Source organism: Pseudomonas sp. P105, assembly GCF_032614175.1.
Lineage (GTDB): Bacteria > Pseudomonadota > Gammaproteobacteria > Pseudomonadales > Pseudomonadaceae > Aquipseudomonas > Aquipseudomonas rhizophila.
On sequence record NZ_CP126693.1, the window covers coordinates 4,306,756 to 4,325,276 of the forward strand.

The 18,521-nt window shown below is 62.9% G+C and carries 13 protein-coding genes; 6 read left to right on the top strand and 7 right to left on the bottom strand.

The window, feature by feature from the left end; all coding sequences use genetic code 11:
- Positions 1-163: 163 nt before the first annotated feature.
- The 6 genes from QOM08_RS19325 to QOM08_RS19350 form a co-directional block, all read right to left on the bottom strand.
- Positions 164-1,030: a pirin family protein gene (locus QOM08_RS19325; protein ID WP_316912004.1), complete on the bottom strand. Its 867-nt coding sequence runs from the start codon at positions 1,028-1,030 to the stop codon at positions 164-166.
- Positions 1,031-1,210: 180 nt separating this feature from the next.
- Positions 1,211-1,825: a response regulator transcription factor gene (locus tag QOM08_RS19330; RefSeq protein ID WP_047229283.1), complete on the bottom strand. Its 615-nt coding sequence runs from the start codon at positions 1,823-1,825 to the stop codon at positions 1,211-1,213.
- Positions 1,826-1,940: 115 nt separating this feature from the next.
- Complete coding sequence (locus QOM08_RS19335) at positions 1,941-2,375, bottom strand: chemotaxis protein CheY (protein ID WP_047229284.1); 435 nt, start codon at positions 2,373-2,375, stop codon at positions 1,941-1,943.
- Positions 2,376-2,503: 128 nt separating this feature from the next.
- On the bottom strand, positions 2,504-5,788 hold the full coding sequence (locus QOM08_RS19340) for a transporter substrate-binding domain-containing protein (RefSeq protein WP_316912005.1): 3,285 nt from the start codon (positions 5,786-5,788) through the stop codon (positions 2,504-2,506).
- A 197-nt stretch (positions 5,789-5,985) separates the two neighbouring features.
- Positions 5,986-7,320, bottom strand: coding sequence for a lysine N(6)-hydroxylase/L-ornithine N(5)-oxygenase family protein (locus tag QOM08_RS19345; protein WP_107322217.1), 1,335 nt, complete (start codon positions 7,318-7,320; stop codon positions 5,986-5,988).
- A 145-nt stretch (positions 7,321-7,465) separates the two neighbouring features.
- The gene (locus QOM08_RS19350; protein ID WP_173406737.1) at positions 7,466-7,948 is read right to left on the bottom strand and encodes a sigma-70 family RNA polymerase sigma factor; all 483 of its coding nucleotides are present in this window, start codon (positions 7,946-7,948) and stop codon (positions 7,466-7,468) included.
- 462 nt (positions 7,949-8,410) lie between these two features.
- On the opposite strand from QOM08_RS19350, the gene QOM08_RS19355 reads away from it, so the two are divergent.
- From QOM08_RS19355 to QOM08_RS19370, 4 genes are all read left to right on the top strand, one after another.
- Positions 8,411-9,562 carry an efflux RND transporter periplasmic adaptor subunit gene (locus QOM08_RS19355; RefSeq protein WP_288913681.1) on the top strand — a complete coding sequence of 384 codons (1,152 nt, stop codon included), beginning with the start codon at positions 8,411-8,413 and terminating at the stop codon, positions 9,560-9,562.
- The gene (locus QOM08_RS19360; RefSeq protein WP_173406736.1) at positions 9,563-11,533 is read left to right on the top strand and encodes a MacB family efflux pump subunit; all 1,971 of its coding nucleotides are present in this window, start codon (positions 9,563-9,565) and stop codon (positions 11,531-11,533) included.
- A 10-nt stretch (positions 11,534-11,543) separates the two neighbouring features.
- Complete coding sequence (locus QOM08_RS19365; protein ID WP_316912006.1) at positions 11,544-12,938, top strand: efflux transporter outer membrane subunit; 1,395 nt, start codon at positions 11,544-11,546, stop codon at positions 12,936-12,938.
- A gap of 446 nt (positions 12,939-13,384) precedes the next feature.
- Positions 13,385-13,711, top strand: a complete 327-nt coding sequence (locus QOM08_RS19370) for a DUF6124 family protein (protein ID WP_188251379.1) — start codon at positions 13,385-13,387, stop codon at positions 13,709-13,711.
- Between the two features lie 214 nt (positions 13,712-13,925).
- On the opposite strand, the gene QOM08_RS19375 is transcribed toward QOM08_RS19370, so the two are convergent.
- Positions 13,926-15,542: a PvdJ/PvdD/PvdP-like protein gene (locus QOM08_RS19375; RefSeq protein WP_305466375.1), complete on the bottom strand. Its 1,617-nt coding sequence runs from the start codon at positions 15,540-15,542 to the stop codon at positions 13,926-13,928.
- Positions 15,543-15,855: 313 nt separating this feature from the next.
- On the opposite strand from QOM08_RS19375, the gene pvdM reads away from it, so the two are divergent.
- Both pvdM and QOM08_RS19385 read left to right on the top strand, forming a co-directional pair.
- Positions 15,856-17,226, top strand: coding sequence for a pyoverdine-tailoring dipeptidase-like protein PvdM (gene pvdM / locus QOM08_RS19380; protein WP_316912007.1), 1,371 nt, complete (start codon positions 15,856-15,858; stop codon positions 17,224-17,226).
- Entirely contained in the window at positions 17,223-18,503 is a 1,281-nt protein-coding gene (locus QOM08_RS19385; protein WP_316912008.1) for an aminotransferase class V-fold PLP-dependent enzyme, read from the top strand. Before pvdM ends, QOM08_RS19385 begins: the two co-directional genes overlap by 4 nt.
- Positions 18,504-18,521 lie beyond the last annotated feature (18 nt).

Consider the following 18,521-nt stretch of genomic DNA (forward strand, 5'->3'; position numbering starts at 1 on the left):
GGTCATGGGGCGAAGATTGGCACAAATTGAACACGGCGTAGAGAGCACCGCAGAAACTCATGTGGGAGCGAGCCTGCTCGCGATTGCGGCGTATCCGTCAATGATGCATCGACTGTCAGACCGCTATCGCGAGCAGGCTCGCTCCCACAGGACTTGTCTCTGGTCAGTCGTCCATCGCGCCAAAACGACCGGAGTGGAAATCGTTGAAGGCCTGGTGAATTTCCTGCTCGCTGTTCATCACGAACGGGCCATGACCGACGATGGGTTCGTCGATGGGCTCGCCGCTGAGCAGCAACACCACCGCGTCGTGATTGGCGTGCAGGTGCAACTGCTCGCCGGCCCGGTCGAACAACGCCAGTTGCCCGGCCTCGACCCGCTCGCGACCGTTGACCTGAACCATGCCACGCAGCACCACCAGTGCGGTGTTGTGGCCATCGTGTACGTCGAGGGTCAGGTCTTTCCCGGCATTCAAGCGCATGTCCCAGACATCGATGGGCGTGAAGGTTTTCGCCGGGCCTTGCTGCCCCTCGAAGCGGCCGGCAATCAAGCGCAGGCTGCCAGCGTTGTCCTTCAGGTCGATGCTCGGAATGTCGCTCTTGAGGATTGTCTGGTAGCCGGCCGGGGCCATTTTGTCCTTGGCGGGCAGGTTGACCCACAGCTGAACCATCTCCATGAACCCGCCTTGCCGGGCGAAGTCCTCGGAGTGGAACTCTTCATGAATGATCCCGGAAGCGGCCGTCATCCATTGCACGTCGCCAGGGCCGATCTTGCCGCCGCTGCCAGTGGAATCCCGGTGTTCCAGTTCGCCCTGGTAGACGATGGTCACGGTTTCGAAACCGCGATGAGGGTGCTGGCCAACACCGCGACGCTCGGCGGTGGGTTCGAATTGCGTGGGAGCGGCGTGGTCCAGCAGCAGGAACGGGCTGATGTGCTTGCCCAGGTTGTCGTAGGAAAACAGCGTGCGAACCGGGAAGCCGTCACCGACCCAATGGGCTCGGGGGCTGGTGTAGACGCCGATGATGTTTTTCATGCGGTGGCTCCAATCGTGTTGCGAATCAGACGTTGCGATTCGATGGACACAGATTAAAACCACGAACGCAGCCGCACTAGACTGCAAAAATCAGTCTTAGCGTTCTATAGAGAGAACGATCGACCCCCAACTTCACTGATATGCCATCGCACGGGGCTGCAATGAGCCCGCACACAGGGATCACAAATGATTGCGCTTGGCGAAATCCGACAGACCCACCAGCGTCTTGAGTCCGAGTTTTTCCAGCAGACGGGTCTTGTAGGTGCTGACGGTTTTCGGACTCAGGAACAAGGCCTCGGCGATGTCCTTGCCGCGCATTCCCATGGCCAGCATTCGCAGAATGGATAGCTCGCGGGTCGAGAGACTTTCCAGGGTCTGCTGTTCAGTGCGTTGTTGAAAATCCAGCCTGACTGGCATTTGAGGGAAATAGGAGTAGCCGGATTTCAGCGCATGAATGGCCTTGATCAGTTCTTTCAGGTCGCTTTTCTTGGTCACAAAGCCCCTGGCTCCGGCCGAGATGCAGCGGTTGCAGAAGTGCTGCGCGTCCTGGGAAGTGAATACCAGCACCCCGCACTCTGGGAACTGGGTCATGATCCAGACCAACAGATCCATGCCATCGAATCCGTTCATCACCAGGTCCAGAATCACCAGGTCTGGGGCCTTTTCCTTGATCAACGCCCTGGCGTCGGCGACACCGCTCGCGTCCCTGACTCCGGTAAACCCCTCGTTCTGGCAAATGAGCCGCAATGCCCCTCGTATGACAGGGTGGTCATCCACGATCAATACGTCTTTCAAGGCAACTCCCCACGTAAATGCAAACGGCGCCGATGCCATGACTGCTTCGGACTGTTGCACAGGCGCCGGGCCATGCCACCTGTCAGGTCTGACAGTGCCGACCAACGGTGCAGCTTCATCCTGCGTGACCTTGCCTGAGGGGGCGAAGCCAGGGTCGCGTCAACTCGCTGGCCTGGGGATCAATCCGCTCCATCAGACTTGCCAGTGACGCAAGGTCAGGCAACTGGGCCGGGCTCAAGTGCATGCCCGGCCGCCGCGCGACCGCCGCCGAGGACAGGCCGACCTGTGGTGTGTTGTAAATCATCGCGTGACGAAGCTGGGGGTTATCGAGAATGAAATCGTGCAGGTTCAGCGCGCCGTTGGCCAAGCCGGCATTGACCACGACCAGGTCGAACGGCTCGCTGCCGTATTCCACCAGCGTCAACAGCTCCTGCAGGCCACTCACGGGGGCGATCCGAAAATAACCCTGTTGATTGAACAGGTGCTCAAGCCTCATTCGATGAGCATGTTGCGTGTCGGCAATCATGATACGTAATGCTTTGTTCGGCATGACAGGCATCCCAATCGTTAAGGGGCGTCAGGCTAGAGGAAGCTTTTGAGAGGCGCTGTAGGACGAATCCCAAAAAAGGGAGGAAAAAGGTACTTCGCATGTAGCTTCGGGATGACTACGCGGCTCGCTTATCCATGAGAAGACCCGCGGGGACCACTTCGCGCCCCAGCGGGAGCAAGCTCCCCCGCCACATAGGCCTCCAGTCGTTCAGTCAGGTGCTCCATGGCTTGGCGCACGTCATCCACCGCGGCGGCGAGCAACGACCGGTCGCCGCCACGGCAGGCACTTTCCAGGGCTTCGCAAGCGGCAATCAGGCGCTGGGCCCTGATCATCAGCGCGCCACCCTTGACCCGGTGCGCCAGATCCGCCAGCCCTGGCAGGTCTTGTCGGGCGAGCAGACGCATCAATTGCGCCAGGTCTTCGGCATTGCTGTTGACCATTTCCACTAGCAGTTTTTTGATTGAGCCCGTGTCACCTGCGCTCAATAGTTCAAGGCTGCTCAAGTCGATGTCGCCGGTGGTCGGCGCAGGCACCCGCTCATCGGGCACTGCGGCGCAATCCTGCGTGACCGAAGCCAGGCAGGTGTTCAGTTCCTTGAGGCTGATGGGTTTGAACAGGCAATCGTCCATGCCGGCCTCGACACAGCGGGCCTTTTCCTCGGGCTGGGCATTGGCCGTGAAACCCAGGATCACCCCCGGCGACAAACCCTCGGCCCGCTCCGCCTCGCGAATGGCCCGGGCCAGTTCGTAGCCGCTCATCAACGGCATGTTGCAATCGGTAATGACGACATCGAATCGTTCAGCACGCCAGGCGCGCACCCCCTGGACACCGTCGTCGGCTTCCCGGACGCGATGGCCCAGATAGCTCAGTTGCTGGGACAGCAGCAGACGGTTGGCCGGGTAGTCGTCCACCACCAGAATGTTCAGCGCCCGCACCGGTGCCAGCGCCTCGACTTCAGACGACGGCGCTTGAGCCAAGGCATCGAGCGCCGGCAAGCTCAGCAGAACTTCAATCTGCGTGCCCTCCCCCGGCACGCTGCTCAACGTCAGGGTGCCGCCCATCATTTCGCAGAGCGTGCGGCTGATCACCAGCCCCAACCCGGAGCCGCTGCGGGCCGACTGGGTGTTGTTGCTGGCCTGGGTAAAGGGGCTGAACAGGCGGCGCTGATCCTCGGCCGAAATACCACAGCCGGTGTCTTCGACGCGCAGGCGGATCGGCAGGCACTGCGCGTCATCGCCCGGTGCGGCTCGCACACTCAAGCGCACCTGCCCCTGGTCGGTGAACTTGATGGCGTTGCTCAGCAGGTTCGACACGATCTGCTTGAAACGCAACGGATCAATCAATACGTCGCGGTTGATCGCGGCGTCGAGTTCAAGCTGTAAGTGCAGTTGTTTCTGCCAGGCCAGGCCTTCAAAGATCCGTGCCACCGACTCGATCAGTTCCCGCAGGTTGGCCCGCTGCGGGGTCAGCGACAACCTGCCTGACTCGATGCGGGCAATGTCGAGGATGTCACCGATCAAGTCGAGCATGCCGCGAGCGGCGCCCGACGCGACTTCGATGGCGAACCGGTCCATGACACCCTGGTCAGCTTTTTTCAGGGCCAGCTCCAGCATGCCGATCACCGCGTTCATGGGGGTGCGGATTTCATGGCTCATGGTCGCCAGGAAAGTGGTCTTGGCCCGGTTGGCATCATCGGCGCTTTGCTTGGCCACGCGCAGCTGTTCCAGCAGACGCCGCAGGTAAACGACCCACCCCAATGCCAGCAGCAACAGCAGCGCGGCGATGGCGAACCCCTGGACGATGGTGGTGCGGTTGCGCAACCAGTAGTTGTCGTCGATCACCACTTCACTGCGCCAACGATTGGTCAGCTCGTCCATTTCTTCGGGAGAAATGCTCAGCAGCGCCTTGTCCAGGATCGAATGCAGCTCCGGCGCATCACGATGAGTCGCCAGGGCCACGCTCTCCGGAAACGTTCCCACGGTGCTGGTGATTTGCAGTTTGCCGCGGTACTGGCGGGAAATCATATAGCGGGCACTGATCAGCGAATTGACCGCGCCGTCCACTGTGCCGGCGGCGACCATGGACATCGCATCCGCCGCGTTTTCAGCCGGCACCAGGTGCACCCGGGGAAACTGTTCCAGCAGATACTCACGCAGCACATTGCCCCGGATCAGCGCCAGGCGTTTGCCCTCCATCTGGTCCAACGTCAACGGGACCTTGCCCCTCAAGGGTGCCACCAGCACGAACGGATTGCTCAGGTAGGGCCGGGTAAAACGCAACGCCCCCTCAAGCTCGGTGCTCGGTGGAGCGGCGGCCAGTACGTCGGCCCGACCGCTTCTGACGCGCCCGATCACATCATGAAGCGAGTTACCCCGCTGGATATCGAACTTCAGGCCGGTGCGCAGGCTGATCCGGGCCAGCACATCGGCGCTGATACCGCGCAAATGGCCTTGTTCATCGATAAACGTGAGTGGCGGGAAGTTCTGGTTGACGGCCACTGTGATCCGCGGATGTGCATTCAGCCAACGCTGTTCCTTGACGCTGAAATGCAGGGGTTGCTGACCGGGTATGCTCGCACCGCCAGCGCTCCAGCGCCGCAGGATGCTCATGCGTTCACTGGCGGGGATAGCTTGTAGCGCGGCATTGATAATGCGCAGCAGGCGTGCGTTCTCGCGGCTGACCGCAAAGGCGAACGGCTGTACTTCCATGCGTGAGAAATCAGCCAGTTGGACGTTGTTCAGGTAGTTCTTGCTGATCAGGTAATTGGAGCTGATCGAATCCCCCAGGTAAACGTCGGCCTGCCCAAACGCCACAGCGCCGATAGCGCTCAAGGTCGAGGGGTATAACTGCAAGGCCGCATCCGGATAAAACGCCTTGACTGTCTCGGTGGGCAAATAGTGATACAGCATCGCCACGCGCATGCCCGCCAGGTCCGCGGGCAAGTCCTGGCTATCCGCGACGCGGGCCACCAGGGTGGGCAGGTCATCGGCATAGGCCTGGGACATCGCCAACGCCGGGTCGCTGGCTTCGAAGCCGTTGGCCGTGCCGAGCATATCGATCTCACCGCTGCGCAGCGCCTGGAGCGATGCCTCCCGTGACGCGTAACGCTGCACCCGCACATCAACGTGCAACATCTGCCCCAGCAACTGGGCATAGTCCGCGGTGAGGCCTTCATAGTCGCGGCCATTGCTGGTGATACCGAACGGTGCGTAATCCGGCGCCGAGGCCCCCAACAGCAACGTTCCCTTGCCGCGTAGCCAGTTCCAGTCGGCCTCCCCCAGGGACACCGAATAGTCGCTCACACTGGAGCGCCCGAGCACTTGCAGCGACTCAGGTGCCGCGCCAACCTGCGGCGTCACACTTGATAAGCCCAGCAACAGCGCCACCAGGCCTGTGCGTAAGAACAGCGTCATTTGACTCAGGTTGTTTCGTTTGGCGTAGTCGGCCCGGAACACCCCCGACTTCACGTCAAGTCAGGGAGACCGGCTGATGGGTTCAGACTGCCAAAGCGAGGGAACAGCGAACCGTCAACGCGCCTGCCTGAAAGACAGGACACGTGAGGTGAGTGTAGGAAGTTTCTGAAGAATTTCCTGGCGAGACTGCCGATTGCTTACGCCGTGGCCAGCTTCAGGTCGCGCACCGAACGGCTCTGTCCGCGATGTTTGCTGTGCTCGTACAGCGAACCAGCGATCTCATCGGCGCGTACCGGCAGGATCGACAACAAGGTATCGCTCAGGCCGTGGCTGGCCTGGCAGAAGCCCTGCATGTAGATCGCCGCTTTGCAGCGCTCGTCGGTGATCAATTTGTAGTTGCGATCTACCTCGAAATTCCCCAGGTATTGCTCAAGTGGCGCCAGCAATGTGCGGTGCATCTGCCGTTCGTAACCGGTGGCCAGCACCACCGCGTCATAACGGCGCACGCTCAACTCGCCGGTGGCGTTGTTGCGCACCGCCAGCTCCACGCCGGCATCGGTGGCCGTGGCTTTCTCCACCGTGGTGAGGGTACGGAAGGCATGACGGGCGACGCCCGAGACTTTCTGGCGATAGAAAATCCCGTAGATGCGTTCGATCAGGTCGATGTCCACCACCGAATAGTTGGTGTTGTGGTACTCGTTGACCAGCCGTTCGCGTTCGCTGTGGGGCTGCTGGAACACCAGATCGGTGAATTCCGGGGAGAACACCTCGTTGACGAACGGGCTGTCATCGGCAGGCTTGAGGGCCGAGCCGCGCAGGATCATGTCGACCTGCACCGAAGGAAAACTGTCGTTGAGGTCGATGAAGGCTTCCGCCGCGCTCTGCCCGCCGCCGATGATGGCGATGGTCATGGGCTGGCCGTTCACGCACGGCTGAGTCGCCATGCGCTCCAGGTACTGGGAATGGTGGAACACCCGAGCATCCTCCTTGAAGGCGGTGAACGCGTCGGGGATACGCGGCGTACCGCCAGCACTGACCACCACCGAGCGGGCGCTGCGCACGAGCTCTTCGCCCTGGCTGTCGCGGGAAATCACCCGCAAGGCGTCGACCTGCTGGTTGTGCAACACCGGCTCGATGCGCAGCACTTCTTCGCCGTAGCGGCTCTGCCCGGTGAACTGCCCGGCCACCCAGCGCAGGTAGTCGTTGTACTCCATGCGGCACGGGTAGAACGTGCCAAGGTTGATGAAGTCCACCAGGCGGCCGTGATGCTTGAGGTAATTGACGAACGAATACGGGCTGGTGGGGTTGCGCAGGGTTACCAGGTCCTTGAGGAAGGAAATCTGCAACTCGCTCTGGGTCACCAGGGTATTGCCATGCCAGCGGTAGTCAGCCTGCTTGTCGAGGAACAGCACATCCAGTTCGCCCTGGACCGGGCCCCGCTCCTGCAGCGCGATGGCCAGCGCCAGGTTCGAGGGGCCGAAGCCGATACCGATCAAGTCGTGAACGTTGGGCGAAGCAATTGCCTGTGTCATGTCCAGTGTCCTCTGGAGGGCCCCTCAACAGGGCGCGAAAAGCCTGGGGTGACCCGACCGATCTTTGGCAAGCCGGCAAGTCGTCTGTTGAGAGGAACGAGGACAGTGAAAAAAAATTTACCGCGATGCGACCGGCGTGGACGGATTAATGCGCGTCCCACTGCCGCATACGAGTGCGGCAATGCTTCATGGCGTTGACGATGTGCTTTTCCACCAGCGCCCGGGAAATGCCCAGGCGTTCGGCGATTTGCGGGTGGGACAGGCCTTCGAGCTTGCGCAGCAGGAAACTCTCCCGGCACAGCGGTGGCAATTCGGCCAGGGCGCGCTGGAGCATGTCCAGGCGTTGACCGTGGTCTAGGCTGGTATGGGGCGATGGCGTGAAGAAACGCTCTTCGCTGTCCAGCACCTCCAGGGATTCGACCTGGCGCAGGGTATTGCGCCGATGCCCGTCGATCACCAGGTTCAGCGCGGTGCGGTACAGGAACGCCCGGGGCTGCTCGATGGGCGTGTCACTGGCGCGCTCAAGTACCCGCACATAGGCGTCATGCACCACATCCTCGGCCGCCTGGCGGTTGCCTAGCCTGGCGTTCAGGAAACACACCAGCTCGCGATAGTAGTTTTCCAACATGACTCCCCTGCGCAATGGCTGCGACAGCTATCCCTGTGCCAGATCGGCGTGCCTGAAATCGGCAATGGCACGATAGTGGCAGATTTCATCGCGTAATTTATAGTAATTCTCATATAGATTTAAAGCTTTGGTTTGTATCAAGGCTGATTCGTTCATTTCTACTGGCACCAGGTATTGCTTTTGTGGCGAGGGAGCTTGCTCCCGCTGGACTGCGCAGCAGGCCCAAGGCCGGCGACACCATTGAATCTGACATAACCGGGACGCAGGTTTTAGGGCCGCTTCGCGCCCCAGCGGGAGCAAGCTCCCTCGCCACAGGGGGGCAGTGGCGCTTCAACTGATTTTTCCAACCTGCTACCAAGTGTTTCACACAGTAAATTCCCGTCCGAAGCGCTCGTTTACCAAGACAGCCTCCCGTCCCTGCCCCTCATGGAACGGGCCCGACACCACCGGCCGGAACCCTGCATGAAACGTCCCCGCCCTACCCGACGCGCCTGGCTTTTAACCTTCGCCCTGCTTCCAGCCGTGGCCTTTGCCGCCTGGCAAGCGGTGGCCCCGAGCCGTGAATCGCTTATTACCGCCCCCGTCACCCGTGGCGATATCGAAAACAGCGTCACCGCCCTGGGCACCCTGCAACCGCGGCGTTACGTGGACGTCGGCGCCCAGGCGTCCGGGCAGATCCGCAAGATTCATGTAGAAGCCGGCGACGAAGTTCGCGAAGGCCAATTGCTGGTTGAGATCGATCCCTCCACACAAAAGGCCAAGCTGGACGCCGGACGCTTCTCCATTGAAAACCTCAAGGCCCAGCTCCAGGAACAACGAGCCCAGCACGATCTGGCCCAGCAGAAATTCCGCCGCCAGCAGCAACTCAAGGCCGGCGGCGCCACCCGCGAGGAAGACGTGCAGACTGCCCAGGCCGAAGTGCGGGCGACCCAGGCGCGCATCGACATGTTCCAGGCCCAGATCCGCCAGGCCCAGGCCAACCTGCGCAGTGACGAGGCCGAGCTGGGTTACACGCGCATTTTCGCGCCCATGAGCGGCACCGTGGTCGCCGTCGGTGCCCGGGAAGGCCAGACTCTTAACGCCCAGCAGCAAACCCCGTTGATTCTGCGCATCGCACGCCTGTCGCCAATGACGGTCTGGGCCGAAGTTTCGGAAGCGGACATCGGCCACGTCAAACCGGGCATGACCGCCTACTTCACCACCCTGGCCGGCGGCGCCCGCCGCTGGAGCAGCACCGTGCGCCAGATCCTGCCGGTGCCGCCGCGCCCGCTGGAAGCGAGCCAGGGCGGCAGCCTCACGGGCGGGCGCAGTGGCAGCGAACGGGTGGTGCTCTATACCGTGTTGCTGGATGTGGATAACGCCGACCGCGCCCTGATGACGGAAATGACCGCCCAGGTGTTTTTTGTTGCCGCCCAGGCACGCGATGTCCTGACCGTGCCCAGCGCTGCGTTGCAGGCCAACGCCAGGCAAGTGCAGGTGGTGGTCGACAATGGCGATGTCCAGCCGCGCACTGTTCGCACCGGCGTCAGCGATCGGCTGCGTACCGAAATTCTCGACGGCCTGAGCGAAGGCGACCGGGTGCTGATCGGTCCGGCCGTCGGCAGTGGAGGCTGAATGGACGCGCCCCTGATCGAACTGCGGGACATTCGCAAGGTTTACGGCGGTGGCGACAGCCCTCGGGTGGAGGTACTGCGCGGCATCGACTTGTCCATTCACGCCGGGGAATTCCTGGCGATTGTCGGAGCGTCCGGCTCCGGCAAGTCCACCTTGATGAACATCCTCGGCTGCCTCGACCGCCCCACCAGCGGCGATTACTGGTTTGCCGGCGAAGACGTCGCCGGCCTGGGCAGTGACGAACTGGCCTGGCTGCGGCGCGAAGCCTTCGGCTTCGTGTTCCAGGGCTATCACCTGATCCCGTCCGGCACTGCCCAGGAAAACGTCGAGATGCCGGCCATCTACGCCGGTACTTCGGCCGCCGAACGCCACGCCCGGGCCAGCGCCCTGCTCGAACGCCTGGGTCTGGCCAGCCGCACCGGCAATCGCCCTCATCAACTGTCCGGCGGCCAGCAGCAACGGGTGTCGATTGCCCGGGCATTGATGAACGGCGGCCACATCATCCTCGCCGACGAACCCACCGGCGCCCTCGACAGCCAGAGCGGCATCGAGGTCATGGCGTTGCTCGATGAACTGGCGAGCCAGGGTCATGTGGTGATCCTGATCACCCACGACCGCGAGGTGGCGGCGCGGGCCAAGCGCATCATTGAGATTCGCGACGGGCTGATCATCAGCGACAGCGCCGGCGCTTTGCCGCACAACGTGCAAGCCAATCCGAAGGCACTGCAAGCGGTGGACCTGCGCCAGCGCCTGAGCGCCGGCAGCGAACACAACGGTGCATGGAAAGGCGAACTGCTCGACGCCGTGCAAGCGGCGTGGCGGGTGATGTGGATCAACCGCTTCCGCACCGCCCTGACGCTGCTGGGCATTGTCATCGGCGTGGCCTCGGTGGTGGTGATGCTGGCCGTGGGCGAAGGCAGCAAACGCCAGGTCATGGCCCAGATGGGCGCCTTCGGCTCCAACATCATCTACCTCAACGGCACCGCGCCCACCCCGCGCGCCGCCAAGGGCATCATCAGCGAACACGACCTGGCGGCCCTCGCCGCCCTGCCCGAGGTGCAGCGCATCATGCCGGTCAACGGCGCCGACGCCAGCGTGCGTTTCGGCAACCTCGACCACACCAGCTACGTCGGCGGCAACGATACGAACTTCCCGACCATCTTCAATTGGCCGGTGGCCCAGGGCAGCTACTTCACCGATGCCGATGAACGCAGCGCGGCGGCAGTGGCGGTGATCGGTCACAAGGTCCGGCACAAGCTGCTCAAGGAGGTCGACGACCCCATCGGCCGCTACATCCTGATTGAGAACGTGCCCTTTCAGGTGGTCGGCGTGCTGGCGGAAAAAGGTGCCAGCTCCGGGGATTCGGACGCCGACAACCGCATCGCCGTGCCCTACTCCGCCGCCAGCGTGCGTTTGTTCGGCAGCCGGCATCCCGAGTACGTGGTGATCGCCGCCCGGGACGCGGGCAAGGTCAGGGAGGCCGAACAGGCCATCTCCCGCGCCCTGTTGCGCCTGCATGACGGCAAGCAGGATTTCGAACTGACCAACAACGCCGCGATGATCCAGGCCGAGGCGCGCACCCAGGGCACACTGTCGCTGATGCTCGGGGCCATTGCCGCGATTTCGCTGCTAGTGGGTGGCATCGGCGTGATGAACATCATGCTCATGACCGTGCGCGAGCGAACCCGCGAGATCGGCATTCGCATGGCCACCGGCGCGCGCCAGCGGGACATCCTGCGCCAGTTCCTCACCGAAGCAGTGATGCTCTCGGTGGTCGGTGGGCTGGCCGGGATCGGCCTGGCCTTGCTGGTGGGCGGTGCGTTGCTGCTAGGCAAGATCGCCGTGGCCTTCGAATGGCTGGCGGTGTTCGGCGCTTTCGGCTGCGCCCTGGTCACCGGCGTTGTCTTCGGTTTCATGCCGGCCCGCAAGGCGGCTCGCCTCGACCCGGTCGCGGCCCTCACCAGTGAATGAACCTCACCTTATGAAAGCGCACCTGACCCTCCTGGCCGCAGGCCTGTTACTGGCGGCCTGCGGCACCCCCGCGCCGACGCCGGACAGCGGCATCCAGCCGCCACCGGCCTGGCAAAGTTTCGACACCGCCACCGCTCGAACCGATAACCAGCAATGGTGGACGCACTTTGGTAGTCCGCAATTGAACCGTTTGATCGAGCAGGCGCGCCGGGAAAGTTACGACCTCGCTGCCGCCATGGCCCGGGTGCGCCAGGCCCAGGCCAGCGCAGTGATCGCCGGCGCGCCGTTGCTGCCGGCGGTCACGGCCGGACTCAACGGCACTCGTCAAGAGTTGTTGCGGGGCAAGGGTTACAGCCAACTGGACGTCAATCGGGACAACCGCACCATCGACTACTACGACGCCCACCTCAGCGCCAGCTATGAGCTGGACTTCTGGGGCGGCAAACGGGCGGCCCGGAACAGCGCGCTGAGCAGTCTGTCAGCCAGCCAGTTCGATCGGGCGACCGTGGAATTGACCCTGCTCAGCGGCGTCGCCAACAGCTACACCCAGGCGTTGTCCCTGCGCGAGCAACAGCGCATCGCCGAACAGAACCTGGACAACGCCCAACGTGTACTCGATCTGGTGCAGACCCGCTACGACGCCGGCAGTGCCACGGCCCTGGAGTTGTCCCAGCAAAAAAGCCTGGTGGCGGCGCAACAGCGCAGGTTGCCTCAAGTGCAGCAGCAGGCCCGGGAAGCCTTGATCAGCCTGGCGGCGCTGCTGGGGCAACCGGTGCAGTCGGTCACACTCGACGATGAAAATTTCGACCGATTGCACTGGCCCGCCATCGACGCCGGGGTGCCCAGCGACCTGCTCAGTCGCCGCCCCGACATCGCCGCCGCCGAAGCCCGCCTCGCCGCCGCCCAGGCCGACATCAGCGTAGCCCGCGCGGCGATGTTGCCGTCCGTGACCCTGGGCCTGAGCCTCGCCACCGGCGCCGACATTGCCGAGCAGTTGCTGCGCAACAACGTCTACAACCTCACCGCAGGTTTGGCCGCGCCGATCTTCAACAACGGCCGCCTGAGCGCCGAACGCGACCGAGCCACCGCGCGCCAGGAAGAACTGCTGGAGCTCTACCGCGCCGCCATCATCAACGGCTTCGCCGACGTCGAAAAAGCCCTGAACGGCATCCACGGGCTCGACCAGCAGCGACAATGGCAAAGCGAAGAACTGCACCAGGCCCAGAGCGCCTTCGACATCGCCCAGAGCCGTTATCAGGCCGGCGCCGAAGACCTGCTCACCGTACTGGAAACCCAACGCACGCTGTACGACGCCCAGGACATGAACGTGCAACTGAGGCTGGCGCGGGTGCAGGCGAGCGTGGCGTTGTACAGGGCGCTGGGTGGGGGTTGGCGGGTGATGTAAACCTTCGCCCGCCTTATCAAGCCAAGTGACACCCGTGGCGAGGGAGCAAGCTCCCTCGCCACAGATAATTCTCCACGTTTCATTAAAGGGGGTTCGGCTTAGGTTCTGTTTATCCGGCCATGTAGGACGTCCGAGCAAGGCTACGCTGCCTTGCGCCATTGCCTACAACTGCGCCAGAATCCGTCGGCTTGTGCGCTTGGTCCCCTGCCGATAACTTGTTCCCCGTCACTGCTCATCAGTGATCGGGTCTGCAAGCCCGCCGAATACCAGGCGCATAGCCGAAGCCAATCGACACGTTCGTGTTCGTTTTATGGCGGCTGTGTGCGGGAGACCTTCGGGTCTGCCGGGTTCCTGGTTTCCCGGTCTTGCAGACCCGCGCATAGCTGCCACCCCATCATCTGCAAGTGATGTCTGGCAGCGCCCTTTGAATAATCAGGAGCTGCACCATGTTCAAGATCACCCCCAATCCCCCCGAAGACGATTCCAAAAAACTCAACGAAGCCGCCGACCGCGCCCTCGCCTTTTACCTCGACCCCAAACCTGAAAACCCCACTCTACCGCCGGGCCAGTTGTTCACCGTTGCGGAAGGTGCGGACCTGGAATGCCTGTTGGCCAACCTCAGCGAAACCCTTTCCTCGGTCAATGTCATGGCCAACGAACTGGCCTTTGATCTGGAAGGCGCGCGACGGAGTTTCGCCCTGGGGATCCAGCAGATGGTCGAGCTGAGTGAGCTGCTGGCGAACCGCGCCCTGGACATCGCAGTGCCGCGCTGACACCTCACAAAAATTCTCAAGCCAAGTGATACCTGTGGCGAGGGAGCTTGCTCCCGCTGGGCTGCGCAGCAGCCCCAATGGCCAGCACCTCGGTGGGTCAGATTTTTTTGAGGGGGCTGGTTTGGGGGCCGCTTCGCAGCCCAGCGGGAGCAAGCTCCCTCGCCACAAAAGCAGTCATTCACACAGCTCAGGTTCGGTCAGTCCAAGCCAGGGTTCACACCGGCTTACTCTTGAGATTACGCGCATACCACGGCCGCTGCGGCACGCGGCGGAACAGTTCGGAGAGTTTTTTGTCGTCGCTGCCGAAGGTGATGCGCAGGGCCAGTTTCATGGTTTCCGGGTCCATTTCCACCGAACGTCCGGGCTGCAAACCCGGCGTGGTGCTGCAGCCGTGGGTGACCGGGCCCAGCCAGGGGTCGGCGATTTCCACCCAGCGGCCGGGGGCGAACCAGGGCACGCCGTTGACTTCCAGCCGGCTCACTTCACCCGGATGGAAACGTTCGTGAGCGCGGAACCAGTCTTCGAGGCGGTCGTCGATCCAGCCGTGGAAGGCCCAGAACACCGGGTTCACATGGGAGGAAAACGGGTCGCCAAGAAAGTCGTTTTCCGGGGCGTACCAGCGCTGGGCGAAGTCCGCCGGGTCGCGGGCGAAGGGCACCGGGTGGCCGTTGGAAGGATCGCGGGGCACCGAAGCCCAGCGCATGTGCAGCCAGTCATGCAGGCCCAGTTCCACTTCCGAGCCAAACTGGCCAAGGGTCAGTTTCGACAGGTAGCGCGGGTCGCGGTAGCGCGATTCCCAGACTTGGAAGTTGCTGTGATAGGTCTCGGCAGTCTTGATGTCACTCACCCATTGGGCGTACTGCTCGTCGCCGCTGGCCAGCCAGGTGGGCGGCAAAGCTGTGCCATCGTGGTTATCGAAATACCGGGCAAAGCCCAGGCGATCACGCTCCAGCTCCGGTTGCGGCAACGGGAAGCGCGGCCACGACGGCAGCGGCTGGAACGAACGGGCCGTGCCGAGCATGTGCCGGTGCATGAAAAAGAAATCCACGCCCGAGCCGTTGCGATCCTTGCGCTTGCCACGAGCGTCACGTTCATGGTCCCGTGGGCCGGGCTGCCAGCCGATGCCTCGCAAGGCATTGCGCTTGTCTTCGTCCAGGCTGTGCCATTTGTCCCGCGAGGCGTGCCAGAGCTGATGGAACAACCGATGCTCCGGCGACACCAGCCAGGCCAGCAATGGCGGGCTCAGCGGCGTGCGTTCCCGGGCTTCGGGGAACGGCAGCTTGCGGGCGATGAACTGATTGTCGAGTTCCGGCAGCGCCAGCGGGCGATCCAGGCGCAACACGCGACCGCTTAGGGTGGCAGTGCCGGCATTGCCGAAGCCGGCCCAGACTTCGTCGAGGGTCATGATGAATTCGTAGACCGGCGCGTCCTGCCGGGTCCCGATCAGGCGCCAGCTCAATTGTTTCTTGTCATCCCCCGCCAAGTCGCCCAGCACTCGATAACGCGGCTCATCATCGGCGCGCAACCGCTCGGCGGTGTCGAGACAGCCCACCAGCCCACGGCCCTTGTGGGCGATGTCGAGGAACACTTGCAGACCGTCGCCGGGCAAACCGTCCAGGCCCGCGTCGCTTCCTGAAAAACGGATCGTCCAGATACCCCGCAGCGTATCGGCCCGGCGCTGCCCCGCCACGTCCGCCACATCGAATGAGGCCTCGCCGGGGGTGATGGTGGGGTCCGGCCGGGTCAGTTCGCGATGCCCGTAATACACCGCAGGCACGGCGGCACCGGTCAGCGCCAGGCCCGCCATGAACCATCGTCGAGAAATCGTCATTGCCTTACCTGTGTTCGGCCCTGGAGCGGGCTTTATCCAAGCTAGAACGATGGGGGGACTGACAAATTTATAGGGGCTGTGAGGGCCTCATCGCGAGCAGGCTCGCTCCCACAATGGATCTGGTACATCCGCGAGAGATCGGTCGACCGTCAGACCGCTATCGCGAGCAAGCTCGCTCCCACAGGTGAGCGCGTTCCATGTGGGAGCGAGCCTGCTCGCGATAGGGCCATTGGCCGCACCTAAATTTCCCCGCCGATCACTCGTTCTCCCCAGATAGCAAAGCCCCCCGCAGCGAACCTGACTGAGATCGGCAATGACAACACCACGTTCGAAAAAAGCTCTCTTCATCGGCGTGCCCCTGGCCCTTGCACTGGCGGTCGGTGGCGGCCTGGCGGCCTGGGACCACTGGTGGCGGGACAACCCTGGCTACCCGGTCAAGGTGATGAAAGAGGCCAGGGAACTGCACGAGCGCCTGCTGTCCTTCGACAGCCACATCTCCGTGCCACTGAATTTCGGCACCGCCGGTCACGAGGCGGACAAAGACGGTAAAGGCCAGTTCGATCTGGTCAAAGCCAGCCGCGGGCACCTGTCCGGCGCGGCCCTGACGATCTTCGGCTGGCCGGAGCTGTGGAACGGCCCCAACGCGCCGCACAAGCCCACCGCCGGCTTCGTCGAGGAAGCGCGCAATCAGCAGGAAGTGCGCTTCAAGATCATCACCGGCATGGTCCGCGACTTTCCCAACCAGGTCGCCATCGCCTACACCCCGGATGACTTCCGGCGCCTGCACGGCGAAGGCAAGTTCGCGATTTTCATCAGCATGCTCAACGCCTATCCTCTGGGCCATGACCTGAGCCTGCTGGATCTGTGGACGGCGCGGGGCATGCGCATGTTCGGCTTCAGCTACATCGGTAACAACGACTGGGCCGACTCCTCGCGCCCTCTGCCGTTCTTCAACGACTCACCTGACGCCCTCGGCGGCCTATCGGACATTGGCAAGCAAGCGGTGACGCGCCTGAACGACCTGGGCGTGATCATCGACGTCTCGCAGATGTCGACCCAGGCCCTGGAGCAAGTTGCGCAACTGAGCCGCACACCCTTGGTGGCCTCCCATTCCGCACCCCGGGCGATGGTGGATATCCCGCGCAACCTCAGCGACAAAGAAATGCAGCTGATCAAGGCCAGCGGTGGCGTGGTACAGGTCGTCGGTTTCTCCCAATACCTGCGCCCGCTGACGCAAAAAACCCAGGACAAACTCAACGACCTGCGCAAGCGTTTCGACCTGCCACCGCTGCCCAACCTGGCCATGGCGCTGATGCCGGGCGATCCGATCATCGCCGCGTGGCCGGAACAGAAATTCGGTGAATACGCCGGCCAGCTCTATGGCATTCTGGAGGAGGAACCCAAGGCCAGCCTCAAGGACCTGGGCGACGCCATCGATTACACCGTACGCAAGATCGGTATCGACCATGTCGGCATCAGTTCGGACTTCAACGAGGGCGGCGGAGTCAAAGGCTGGGAAGACGTGGGCGAGATCCGCAACGTCACCGCCGAACTGCTGACCCGCGGCTACTCCGAAGCGGACATCGCCAAACTGTGGGGCGGCAACTTTCTGCGGGTCTGGGATCAGGTCCAGCAAGCCGCGCGGCCTGCCGTGGCCTCGACCCGGGGGGCCGTCCAGCCATGAATGAGCGCCGGACCTTTCTCAAGCAGGCCGGGATCCTGGCAGCCGGCCTGCCGCTGGTCGCCAGTCTTCCTGCCCCGGCCATTGCCGATCCCCTGCCGCCATTGCCCCGGGACAAATGGGCGCAGTTGCGCTCGCTGTTCAACCAGGACCCGGACTATCTGCACTTCTCCAATTTCCTGGTCACCACCCACCCGCGCCCGGTACGTGAGGCCATCGACCGGCATCGCGCCGCGCTGGATAAAAACCCGGGACTGTTGATGGACTGGGACCTGGGCGTCACCGAGGAGCGCGAGGAAAACGTGCGGGCCTGGGCCGGCCGCTACTTGCAAGCAAACCCTGCGCAGATCGCCCTCACCGGCAGCACCACCGAGGGCCTGGCGATGATCTACGGCGGCGTCCATGTGGCAGCCGACCAGGAAATCCTCAGCACCGCCCACGAACATTACGCCACCCATACCATCCTTGATTTACGCAACCAACGCGACGGCACCCGGGTGCGCAAGATCAAACTGTTCGAGAACGCCCACAACGCCAGCCACGATGACATCCTGAGCGCCATCGACCGCAACATCCGTCCCGAAACCCGCGTACTGGGCATGACCTGGGTGCATTCGGGCAGCGGCGTGAAGCTGCCGATCGACAAGATCGGCGCGCTGGTGGACAAGCACAACCAGGGCCGCAGCGATACGCAACGCATCATCTACGTGGTGGACGGCGTGCACGGCTTCGGTGTTGAAGACCTGAGCTTCCCAGCGATGAATTGCGACTTCTTCATCGCCGGCACCCACAAATGGATGTTCGGCCCCCGCGGCACCGGCCTGGTGTGCAGCCGCAGCGAAGAGCTCAAGTACGTCACGCCGATCATCCCGACCTTCTCCGAAGCCACGGCGTTTTCCACAACCATGACGCCCGGCGGCTACCACGCCTTCGAGCATCGCTGGGCGGCGGACGAGGCGTTCAAGCTGCACTTGCAACTGGGTAAGGCCGACGTGCAGGCGCGCATTCACGCGCTCAACACCTACTTGAAAAAACAGCTGCTGGCGTTGCCGCAAATCGAGCTGGTCACGCCCATGAGCCCGGACGTGTCGGCCGGTTTCACCTTCTTCCGGGTCAAGGGCCGCAAGAGCGACGAGATCGCCGCCTACCTGATGCAGAACCGGGTGATCGCCGACGCCGTGCATCGCGACGCCGGGCCTGTCATTCGAACCGCGCCGGGCCTGCTCAACACCGAAGCCGAGATCGATCGCTTCATGGGCTTGCTGGGCAAGACACTCTGAACCTGACTTTATCGAGAG